Origin of the sequence: Cupriavidus basilensis OR16 (assembly GCF_000243095.1) — a bacterium.
Classification (GTDB): domain Bacteria; phylum Pseudomonadota; class Gammaproteobacteria; order Burkholderiales; family Burkholderiaceae; genus Cupriavidus; species Cupriavidus basilensis_D.
Genome location: NZ_AHJE01000101.1, coordinates 46,916 through 57,164 on the forward strand (window position 1 = coordinate 46,916; position 10,249 = coordinate 57,164).

Below are 10,249 nucleotides of genomic sequence, written 5' to 3' on the forward strand. Positions count from 1 at the left end.
CGCCATACGCGACAATTCTCCATGGAATCCCGGATGGACCTCAACCTGATCCAGGCCTTCGTCGACATCGTCGAAGCCGGCAATTTGTCCGAGGCGGGACGCCGGCGCGGCGTCACGCGCTCCCAGGTCAGCCGCCAGCTGCGCGAGCTGGAACACCAGGCCGGCGCGCAGCTGTTGCGCCGTACCACGCGGCGGCTGGAGTTGACCGAGCCGGGCCGCTCGCTTTACCAGCACGGCTTGCGCATCCTGCAGGAAGTGGCCTCCGCCCAAGCCGAGATCGACAGCCTGGGCACCACCCTGCGCGGCCACGTGCGCGTGAGCGTGCCGACAGGGCTGGGCGACACCTTCCTCGCGCCGCTGCTGCTGGAATTCACCGGGCAGCATCCCGGCATCTCGCTGCGGGTGTTCTTTGCCAACCGCGTGGTGGACCTGATCGCCGCGGAGATCGACGTGGCGCTCAAAGTCACCTCGCAGCCGCCGCTGGACCACGTGGCGCGCGATATCTGCGCCATCGACTGGCAACTCTGCGCCTCGCCTGGCTACCTGGCCCGCCATGGCCCGCTGCAAACCCCGGCCGACCTGGCACGCTGCCAGTTCCTGTGCCCGCCCTACCCCGCGCGGCGCTTCATGCTCACGCTCGATCGCGGCGAGCAGCGCGAGGAGGTGGAACTGAGCCCGCACCTGCAGTCCGAGCACTTCCCCTTCCTGATGCGCGCGGTGCGCGACGGCCATGGCGTGGGCCTGCTGCCGGTCTACGCCGGCTGGGAAGATGTGCGCGAAGGCCGCCTGGTGCCGGTGCTGACGGAATGGAAACCGGAGGGATTGGGCAGCCGGCTTTACATCATCACCACACCCAACCTGCATCCGTCGATGGCCACGCGCACCTTGATCGATTTCCTGCGCGAGCGGATTCCGGCGCTGGATGTCTTCAGCGACCGGGGTGATGCCGCTTTGTGCGCCCCCTGATCCGCTGTGGCAGGGGTCTCCCCGCATGCCGCTTGCAGCGCGCCAGCAAACTTTCAAATTGCAAGTTAAGATGCGCCGAAACCACTGGCTTGCAAAACAAAAGTAAAAACCGAGCTAACCCTGCAAGCCGCGCGAGAGGAGACCATGGGACATACCGACTTTGCCAGCATGCCTTGCCCGATTGCCCGCTCGATGGCGGTGCTGGGCGAGCGCTGGGCCATTCTTTTGCTGCGCGAGGCGTTCTACGGCAGCACCCGCTTTGACGAATTCCAGCGCCACCTGGGCATCGCGCCTAACATCCTCAGCACACGCCTGAAGACGCTGGTGGAGCATGGCATGCTGGAGCGCGTGCCGGCGCCCGACAGCGCGCGCCATGTCTACCACCTCACCGAAAAGGGCCGCGACTTCTTCCCCGCCTTCGTGGCGCTGAAGGCCTGGGCCGACCGCTGGATGACCGACGAGCGCGGCCCGCTCACCTTGCTGCAGGACAAGCGCACCGGCACGGAGATCGCCACGCCGGCGCTGGCGCGCCCGGACGGCAGCCCGCTGACGCTGGACGACCTGCGCGTGGTCCCCGGCCCCGGCGCGGGCAGCCACCTGCGGCGGCGCTTTGGCGCCGGACCGGACCAACCTGCCACTGACGATCAGTCGACGAACCAAGCGGAGCCGAGCCATGCATGAGCCGCAAGCCAGCGCCATGGCCGGCGCCGCGTTGGCGCCCGCCGCCCGCTCCCGCGCACCCGTTGATGCGCGAGCTGATGCGCCGCATCCTGGTGCTGGCCGCGCCCACCAGCCTGATCGCCTTCCTGCAGGCAGGCGCGCAACTGATCGAGACCTGGCTGGCGGCCCGCCAGGGCACGGCTGCACTGGCGGGCTGGGCGGTCGTGCTGCCCTTTGCCTTGCTGCTGCAGCAGATGTCCACCGGCGCCATGGGCGGCGGCGTGGTGGCGGCCATCGCCCGCGCGCTGGGCGCGGGCAAGCGCGAGGAGGCCTCGTCGCTGGTGCTGCACGCGCTCATCATCGCGGTCACGGCGGGGCTGGCCTTTGCCGTGGCGATGGCCGGCTTCCCGCGCGGCATCCTGGGCGCGGTGGCCGGGCAGAGCGCGGCCGACGCGGCCGCCACGTACGCGATCTGGCTGTTCGGCGCGGGCGCGGTGCCAGCCTGGCTGGCCAACACGCTGGCTTCGGTACTGCGCGGCGGTGGCGCCATGCGCTGGCGGCGCGGGTGCTGTCGCTGATGTGGATCGTCTTCCCGGTGCTGGCCTGGACGTTGGCCGAACCGGCGGGCATGGGGCCTGGCCGGCATCGGTGCGTCGCTGGCCGCGGTGTCGTGGGCGGCGGCGCTGGCCATGGCCTGGGTGGTGCTGCGGGGCGGCGCGGGGTTCGTGCCGACCTTGCGGATCCGCCCGTCGCGCGCGCTGTTCACCCGCATCCTGTCGGTCGGGCTGGTGGCCTGCGCGCTGGCCTCGGTGGCCAACCTGTCCACCATCCTGGTGACCGCGGAACTGCGCCACTACGGCACCGCCGCGGTAGCCGCCTATGGCATCTCGGCACGGCTGGAGTTCCTGATGATCCCGCTGGCGTTCGGCGTTGGCTCGGCGCTGACCGCGCTGGTGGGCCGAGCGGTAGGCGCCGGCGACTGGGCCACCGCGCGCCGCACGGCATGGGCCGGTGCGCTGATGGCGCTGGCGGTGGCGGGCGCGGTGGGCGCCACGGTGGGGCTGGCGCCGGAGGCCTTTGCCGGGTTCTTCACCAAGGATGCCGAGGTGGCCAGCATCGCCGCGCGCGCGCTGTCCTGGGTGGCGCCGGCCTTTGGCGGCTTCGGGCTTGGCATGGCGCTGTATTTCGCGTCGATGGGCGCGAGCCGCATGGGCTGGCCGATCGCGGCCGGCATCTCGCGCATTGCGCTGGCCGCCGGCGGCGGCTGGCTGCTGGCGAACGTGGCGGGCATGGGCCTGGACGGGCACTTCCTGGGCGTGGCGCTGGGCATCACCGCCTACGGCGTGGTAACGGCGTTCGGCGTGCGCGGCACTAACTGGTCGGCGCGCTGAGACTGAGGCGGGCGGCGCACGCGCCGCCCGCCTCAGCGCATCACGGGGCGCGCGTCGCCGCCCAGCCCGGCGTCCCTGACCTCGGCCGGCACCGCCGGCCATCCACCACCCAGCGACTTGTACAAGGCCGCCGTGCCGTTCAACACATCGACCTGCCCTTGGATCGCGGCGAGCTGCGCATCGAACAGCTTTTCCTGCGCGTTGGTGACTTCAAGATAGCTGGAGTAGCCACCTTCGTAGCGCGCGCCGGCCTGGTCGGCATACACCGTCAGGCTGCGCTCCTGCTTTTGCAGACTGCCCAGCCGGTTGCGCGTCTCCATGCCATTGGCTAGCGCGCTGTTCACATCGGCCAGCGCCGCCAGCACGCTGCCCTGGTAGGCCAGCAGCGCCTGCTCGCGCTGCGCCCCGGCCGTCTGCACCTGGCCACGGATGGCGCCGCCCTGGAAGATCGGCTGCGTCAGCCCGGCGGTCATGCCCCACACTTGCGAAGCGCTATGCCACAGCGCGCCCGGCGAGGCGGCCACCGCGCCGAACAAGCCAGAGAGATTCACCGCCGGCAGGTACAGCGCCTCGGCGGCGCCAAGCAGCGCGTTGGCCGCCACGGCATTCTGCTCGGCCTGCAATACATCCGGGCGGCGCGCCAGCAACGCCGCTGGCAGGTCGGCGCCGACCGGCGGCGCCTGCAGCTCGCCGATGGACTTGCCACGCTCGATCGGCCCGGCCTCGCGTCCCAGCAACACCGACAGCGCATTCTCGGTCTGCGCGATGGCGCTGCGCAGCGGCGGGATGGATGCCTCGGTGGCGTAGTAATCGTTCTCGGCCTGCGCAAGCTCCAGCTGCGAGACCACGCCCCCCGCATAGCGCAAGCGGAAGATCTCCAGCGCGTGGGCGCGCGCGTCCAGCGTCTGGCGGGCCACGTCCAGTTGCGCATCCAGCCCGCGCAAGTTGGCATAGCCCTGCACCACCGATGCGGCGAGCGCCAGCACCACGCCGCGCCGCGCGTATTCCGCGTTCCACAGGTTGGCTTGCGCGGCCTCCGCCTGGCGGCGGATGCGGCCCCAGAGATCGATCTCCCAACTGGCATTGGCGAGCAGCTGGTAGCTATTGCGCGGCCCGTCCAGCGACGCGAACGGCGTGCCGTTGAAGGTGCCCACGCGCTGGCGCGTGGCAGCGGCGGAGAGCCCGACCTGCGGGAACAGCCCGGAGCGCGCCACCAGCAACTGCCCACGAAACTCGTCAATGCGCGCGGCGGCAATGCGCACATCGTAGTTGCTGCGCAGCGCGGCATCCACCAGCGCGTTCAGCACGGGATCGCCGAAGCTGTCCCACCACGCGCTATCCGCGGCCACCGTCAGCGCGCCGGTGTCCAGGCGGTACTGCTGCGGCTGGGCCACATCCGGGCGGCGGTAGTCCGGGCCGAGCGCGCAGGCCCCAAGCGCCATCGCGCAAGCGGCCACCAGCAGGCGGGAGGCGCTCATGATGGCTCTCCCGCCGCCGGGTTGGTGGGCTCCGCGGCGGGCGGCGCCCCCTTGCGGCTGGCCCACTTGTCGACGCCGGTACCGATCAGGTACGAGAACAGCGGCACGAACACCAGCGCCAGCGTGGTCGCGGCGATCATGCCGCCGATGATGCCGGTGCCGATCGAATGCCGCGCGTTGGAGCCCGCGCCGCTGGCGATGAACAACGGCACCGCGCCCAGGATGAACGCCAGCGAGGTCATGACGATCGGCCGCAGCCGCAGCTTGGCCGCCTCCACCGCGGCGGCCGCGTGCGACAAGCCTTCCTTCTGCTTGAGCACCGCGAACTCCACGATCAGGATGGCGTTCTTCGCCGCCAGCCCAATGAGCGTGACCATGCCGATCTGGAAGTACACGTCATTGGACAGCCCGCGCAGCAAGATGGCGACCAGTGCGCCAAACAGGCCGAACGGCACCGCGCTCAGGATCGACAGCGGCAGCGACCACGACTCGTATTGCGCGGCCAGGATCAGGAACACCATCACGATGCCGAATAGGAAGACGATGGCCGTGGTGTTGCCCGACTTCTTCGCCTCGAACGCCTCGCCGCTCCAGCCGTAGGCATAGCCGGGCGGCAGCGCCTCCTTGGCCACCGCCTCCATCGCCGCCAGTGCCTGGCCCGAGCTGTAGCCGGGCGCGGCGTCGCCGGTGATCTTGGCCGCCGGGAAGTTATTGAAGCGCGAGAGCAGGTCGGGGCCGCTGCTGTAGGTGGTCTTGAGCAGGCCGGACACCGGCGCCATCGCTCCGCTTTGCTGGCGCACGTAGAGGAACTGCAGGTCGTTCGGATTGGCGCGGTACTGCGGCTCAGCCTGCAGGATCACCTGCCAGACCCGGCTGTATTGCGAGAACTGGCTGATATAGAGCGAGCCGAACTGCGTCTGCAGCGTGCCGTAGACGTCGGCAATGGGCACGCCCATGGTCTCCGCCTTCTCCTTGTCCACCTCCACCCGCATCTGGCGCGAGGCCGCCTGGATGGTGCTGTTGAGCCGCCCTAGTTCCGGGTGGCTGGCCGCGGCCTTGATGAACGCACGCGTGGTGGCCTCCAGCTCCGCCGTGGTGCCGGTGCCGCGGCTCTGCAGCCAGAACTCGAAGCCGCCCTGCGAGCCCAGCCCCGGGATCGACGGGGGATTGACCGGAATGATGATGGCTTCGGGAATCGCCCGCAGCTTCGGCGTCATCGACTGCAGCAAACCCGGCACGAGCAGGTCAGGCTCGTTGCGCTCCTTGAACGGCTTCATCGCCACGAAGACGGTGCCGGCATTGGTCTTGTACTGGCTGTCGATAAAGCTGTAGCCGGACAGGGCCGATGCGTCCTGCACCGCCGGATGCTCGCGGAACATGGCGGCCACCTGCGAGGTGATCTTCTCGGTGCGGTCCAGGCTGGCGGAGTCCGGCATCATCACCGCCACCAGCACATAGCCCTGATCCTCGGACGGCACGAAGGCCGTGGGAATCCGGCCGAACAGCTGCCACACCGCCAGCAGCATCAGGCCGAAGCACAGCAGCGCCACCACCGAGCGGCGCATGACGATGCGCACCCAGTTGCCGTAGTGCTCCACCAGCCAGTCAAAGCGTTTGTTGAACCAGACAAAGCCGCGCCATGGCTCATGATGCCCGGGCTTGAGGATCAGCGCGGCGAGCGCCGGCGACAAGGTCAGCGCGACGAAACCGGACAGCACCACCGACACCACGATGGTCAGCGCGAACTGCCGGTAGAGCTGCCCGGTGGTGCCGGAGACAAAGGCCACCGGGATGAACACCGCGGACAGCACCAGCACGATGGCGATCACCGGGCCGGTCACTTCCTTCATCGCGCGCAGCGTGGCTTCCTTTGGCGAGAGGTTGAACTCCGCCATGTTGCGCTCCACATTCTCCACCACCACGATGGCATCGTCGACCACGATGCCGATCGCCAGCACCAGCGCGAACAAGGTCAGCAGGTTGATCGAGAAGCCCAGCGCCAGCAGCCCGGCAAACGTGCCGAAGATCGAGACGAACACCGCCACCACCGGGATGATGGTGGCGCGCACGTTCTGCAGGAAGATGAACACCACCAGCACCACCAGGATCACGGCCTCGATCAGCGTGTGCACCACTTCGTCGATGGACGCGCGCACGAACTCGGTGGTGTCGAGCGCCACCTTGTAGCTCACGCCTTGCGGGAAGGTCTTGGACATCTCATCCAGCGCCTTCTGCACATCCTTGGCCACCTGCAGCGCGTTGGAGCCGGGCTGCTGGTACACCGCGATGATGGTGGCGGGCTTGCCGTTGAGCGCGGAGCGCAGCGTGTACTGCTGCTGCCCGATCTCGGCGCGGCCCACGTCGCGCAGGCGCACCACCGCGGCGCCGGTGTTGTCGGCGCGCAGGATGATGTTCTCGAACTGCGCGGGCGTGGTCAGGCGGCCCGGTGTGACCAGCGGAAAGGTCAACTCCACCGGCTTGCTGTTGGGCGCCTGGCCCACGCTGCCGGCGCCGAACTGTTCGTTCTGGCTTTGCACCGCGCGCTGCACATCCTGCGCGGTGATGCCGAGCGCCGCCATGCGATCCGGCTTGAGCCAGATGCGCATGGCGAGATCGGCCGAGCCCATGATCTGCGCCTGGTTGGCGCCATTGACGCGCTTGATGGCGTCGAGCACGTAGAGGTTGGCGTAGTTGTTGATGTATTGCTGGTCGAAGCGGCCATCGGGCGAGTACACGCCAATCAGCATCAGGAAGCTGGAGGAGCGCTTCTGCACGTTGATACCGGTCTTCTGCACGGCGTCGGGCAGCTGCGGCAGCGCCAGGTTGACGCGGTTCTGCACCTGCACCTGCGCGGTGTCGGGATCGGTGCCGATGTCGAAGTACACGTTGAGCGTCATCGACCCGGTGGGCGAGGACGTCGACTGCATGTAGATCATGTTGTCGGCGCCGTTGACCTGGGTCTCGATGGGCGCGGCGACGGTCTGGGCCACGGTGTCGGAATCCGCGCCGGCGTAGGTGGCGCTGACGGTGACCTGGGGCGGCGTGATATCGGGATACTGTGCGATCGGCAGGGCGAACATGGCCACCACGCCGCCGATGACGATGATCAGTGACAGCACTGCCGCAAAGATGGGCCGCTGGACGCAAAAGGCGGAGAGCATATTGGTCTCCGCTTCAGGATGACTTGGCCGCGGGCGCGGAGGCCGGCGCCGGCACGCTGCCCGCGCCCACGGCGGCGGGCGGGGCCTCGCCGGTAATCTTCACCGTTGCACCCGGCGCGATCTTGCTCGCACCATCCACCACCACCGTCTCGCCGGGTCCCAGGCCCTGGGAGATCCGCCACATCGAGCCGGACAGGTCGCCCACCGTCACCGGCCGGGGCGTGGCCTTGCTGTCCTTGTCCACCACGAAGACCAGGTCGCCCTTGGGCCCGTGGACCACGGCGCGCTGCGGCACCACGATGGCCGCGGGCCGCTTGGCGCCATTCACCAGCACGCGCACGAACTGGCCCGGGCGCAGCACGCCTTCCTGGTTGGGCATTTCCGCGCGGACCAGGAAGGTGCCGGTCTGCTGGTTGTAGGTGGCATCGGCGAACGTGATGCGGCCCTTCTGCGGATACTCGCTGCCGTCAGCCAGCACTACGGTGACCTCGTAGTGCTGGTCAGGCGGCGGCACCAGTTGCTTGTTGGCCTGCTCGGCGCGGAACTCGAGCGTCTGCGGCTCGGAGATGCTGAAATTGATACGCATCGGCGTGAGCGTGGACACCGTGGTCAGCAGGCTGTTGGTGGGGCTCACGTAAGCGCCTTCGGGCAGCACGGCGAAGCTCGACACGCCGTCCACCGGCGAGCGCACATAGGTATAGGACAGGTTGAGCTGCTGCTCCTCCACCTGCGCGCGCGCCTGCTCCACGCCGGCCGCGGCCGCATGATAGTTGCCGGTGGCGTCGTCGAGGTCCTTCGCCGACAGCGCGTTGCGCTCGGCCAGTGGCTTGACCCGCGCCAGGTTGGCGCGCGCCACTTCCAGCCGCGCACGCTCCTGCGCCAGTTGCGCCTTGGCCGCGTCGAGCTGGGCCTGGAAGGGCTTGTGGTCGATCTCGAACAGCAACTGTCCGGCCTTGACCATGGCGCCTTCCTTATAGCCGCGCTTGACCAGGAAGCCCGAGACCCGGCCGCGGATATCCACCGCCTGGTCGCTCTGGGTCTGCCCGACAAACTCGAAAGTGATTGGCAAGTCCTGCGCCACGGTCTTGACGACCTGCACGGGCACTGCCTGCTGCACCGCTTGCGGCGCCTCCTGCTTGCCGCAAGCGGCCAGCAGCCACAGCGATGCGAGCGACAACGCGCCGCCCAACAGCCGACCCGACGGATTCATTTGCCGCCCTCCCGCAGTCATCTGCGCCCGCGGCGGCTGCCGCAAGCATGCGCAACTGGTCACGCAAGGTAACCCCTGAAAGGTGATGCAAACAATTCAATCTTTCTTGGCGGCGAATTAAGTGCTTTCGGACATAGCCGTCGGCCCTTGAATCTGCTCGCGCGGGGCCTCACTTGAAAGGTTGATGCGCAAAACGGAAATAGATGCGCATAGCCGACAACTCGCAGATGCCGGCCGCCATGCCGTAACGTCGCCGGAATGCGCTAAAACAAGATCAGTACCGGAAACTTCCGGACCCGATTCTCACACCCTGGAGGTGGCATGCCCCCTCGCACCAGCGTTTTCGTCGCCGCCCTCGTGGTTGGGCTGCTCCACGGCTATATCGCCTTGCGCCTGTTACCCGACATGCCGGTGTCCTTCGCCATCAAGGCACTGGCCATGGCGTGGCTGGCGCTGTCCTGGCCGCTGATTCCCGCAGGCCTGCTGGCGCGGCGGCTGGACCAGCCGTGGTCCGATGCGCTGACCTGGGTGGGCATGCTGGCCATGGGCTTCTTCTCTTCCTTGCTGATACTGACGCTGGCGCGCGACGTCGTGCTGCTGGTGAGCGCGATCGCCGGCTGGCACCCGGCATGGCTGCCGCCCCGCTCCGCCGCCGCGGTGCCGGTGCTGGCGCTGCTGGTCACCGCGATGGGACTCTTCAATGCGCGGCGGCTGGCGCAAGTGGTCGAGGTGGAAGTCCCCATCGCCGGCCTGCCGGACTCGCTGCACGATTTCACCATCGTGCAGATCAGCGACATCCATGTCGGTCCCACCATCAAGCGCGCCTACCTGGAACGTATCGTCGCCCGCGTCAACGGGCTGGCCCCGGACGCCATCGCCATCACGGGCGACCTGGTCGACGGCACCGTGCGCGAGCTGGCGCCGCACACCGCCCCGCTGGGCGACCTGAAGGCGCGCCATGGCACCTACTTCGTCACCGGTAACCACGAGTACTACGCCGGCGCCGAACCGTGGATCGCGGAACTACGCAGGCTCGGACTGCGCGTGCTGATGAACGAGCACGTGGTGATCGGGGAGGAGGAGGAAGCGCTGGTGCTGGCAGGCGTGACCGATTTTTCCGCCCACCGGTTCGATGAGAGCCACCGCAGCGACCCGGCGCGCGCGCTGCATGGCGCCCCGGCGGTAGTGGCCGCGCGCGTGCTGCTGGCGCACCAGCCGCGCACGGCGCCGGCTGCTTCCACCGCGGGCTTCGACCTGCAGCTTTCCGGACATACGCACGGCGGCCAGTTCTGGCCCTGGAACCTGTTCGTGCCGATGCAGCAGCCTTATACCGCCGGGTTGAACCGGCATGAGGCGATGTGGGTGTATGTGAGCAGGGGGACC

Annotated in this window: 8 protein-coding genes; 5 read left to right on the forward strand and 3 right to left on the reverse strand. The window is 68.6% G+C overall.

Annotated features, from left to right (window positions below; genetic code table 11):
• Nucleotides 1-33 precede the first annotated feature (33 nt).
• From OR16_RS31045 to OR16_RS46600, 4 genes are all read left to right on the forward strand, one after another.
• Nucleotides 34-966: a LysR family transcriptional regulator gene (locus tag OR16_RS31045; protein ID WP_006162624.1), complete on the forward strand. Its 933-nt coding sequence runs from the start codon at nucleotides 34-36 to the stop codon at nucleotides 964-966.
• 144 nt (nucleotides 967-1,110) lie between these two features.
• Complete coding sequence (locus OR16_RS31050; protein WP_006162625.1) at nucleotides 1,111-1,647, forward strand: winged helix-turn-helix transcriptional regulator; 537 nt, start codon at nucleotides 1,111-1,113, stop codon at nucleotides 1,645-1,647.
• Entirely contained in the window at nucleotides 1,644-2,204 is a 561-nt protein-coding gene (locus OR16_RS46595) for an MATE family efflux transporter (protein WP_237717290.1), read from the forward strand. Before OR16_RS31050 ends, OR16_RS46595 begins: the two co-directional genes overlap by 4 nt.
• An 87-nt stretch (nucleotides 2,205-2,291) precedes the next feature.
• The gene (locus OR16_RS46600; RefSeq protein ID WP_237717291.1) at nucleotides 2,292-3,017 is read left to right on the forward strand and encodes an MATE family efflux transporter; all 726 of its coding nucleotides are present in this window, start codon (nucleotides 2,292-2,294) and stop codon (nucleotides 3,015-3,017) included.
• 32 nt (nucleotides 3,018-3,049) lie between these two features.
• Here the strand turns inward: OR16_RS46600 and OR16_RS31060 are convergent, their stop codons facing one another.
• The 3 genes from OR16_RS31060 to OR16_RS31070 are packed head-to-tail and all read right to left on the reverse strand — an operon-like array spanning nucleotide 3,050 to nucleotide 8,866.
• On the reverse strand, nucleotides 3,050-4,495 hold the full coding sequence (locus OR16_RS31060) for an efflux transporter outer membrane subunit (protein ID WP_006162626.1): 1,446 nt from the start codon (nucleotides 4,493-4,495) through the stop codon (nucleotides 3,050-3,052).
• Nucleotides 4,492-7,656 (reverse strand): efflux RND transporter permease subunit, encoded by a 3,165-nt coding sequence (locus tag OR16_RS31065; protein WP_006162627.1) that lies wholly within the window; start codon nucleotides 7,654-7,656, stop codon nucleotides 4,492-4,494. Before OR16_RS31065 ends, OR16_RS31060 begins: the two co-directional genes overlap by 4 nt.
• 13 nt (nucleotides 7,657-7,669) lie before the next feature.
• Entirely contained in the window at nucleotides 7,670-8,866 is a 1,197-nt protein-coding gene (locus OR16_RS31070) for an efflux RND transporter periplasmic adaptor subunit (RefSeq protein ID WP_006162628.1), read from the reverse strand.
• Between the two features lie 321 nt (nucleotides 8,867-9,187).
• On the opposite strand from OR16_RS31070, the gene OR16_RS31075 reads away from it, so the two are divergent.
• A partial coding sequence (locus OR16_RS31075) for a metallophosphoesterase (protein WP_006162629.1) occupies nucleotides 9,188-10,249 on the forward strand: 1,062 nt, incomplete at its 3' end.

What these genes read in the sequence shown, in the direction of transcription:
- OR16_RS46595 (WP_237717290.1), top strand. Translation starts at nt 1,644, where the DNA reads ATGAGCCGCAAGCCAGCGCCATGGCCGGCGCCGCGTTGGCGCCCGCCG.
- OR16_RS31050 (WP_006162625.1), top strand. Translation starts at nt 1,111, where the DNA reads ATGGGACATACCGACTTTGCCAGCATGCCTTGCCCGATTGCCCGCTCG.
- OR16_RS31065 (WP_006162627.1), bottom strand. Translation starts at nt 7,656, where the DNA reads ATGCTCTCCGCCTTTTGCGTCCAGCGGCCCATCTTTGCGGCAGTGCTG.
- OR16_RS31070 (WP_006162628.1), bottom strand. Translation starts at nt 8,866, where the DNA reads ATGAATCCGTCGGGTCGGCTGTTGGGCGGCGCGTTGTCGCTCGCATCG.
- OR16_RS31045 (WP_006162624.1), top strand. Translation starts at nt 34, where the DNA reads ATGGACCTCAACCTGATCCAGGCCTTCGTCGACATCGTCGAAGCCGGC.
- OR16_RS31060 (WP_006162626.1), bottom strand. Translation starts at nt 4,495, where the DNA reads ATGAGCGCCTCCCGCCTGCTGGTGGCCGCTTGCGCGATGGCGCTTGGG.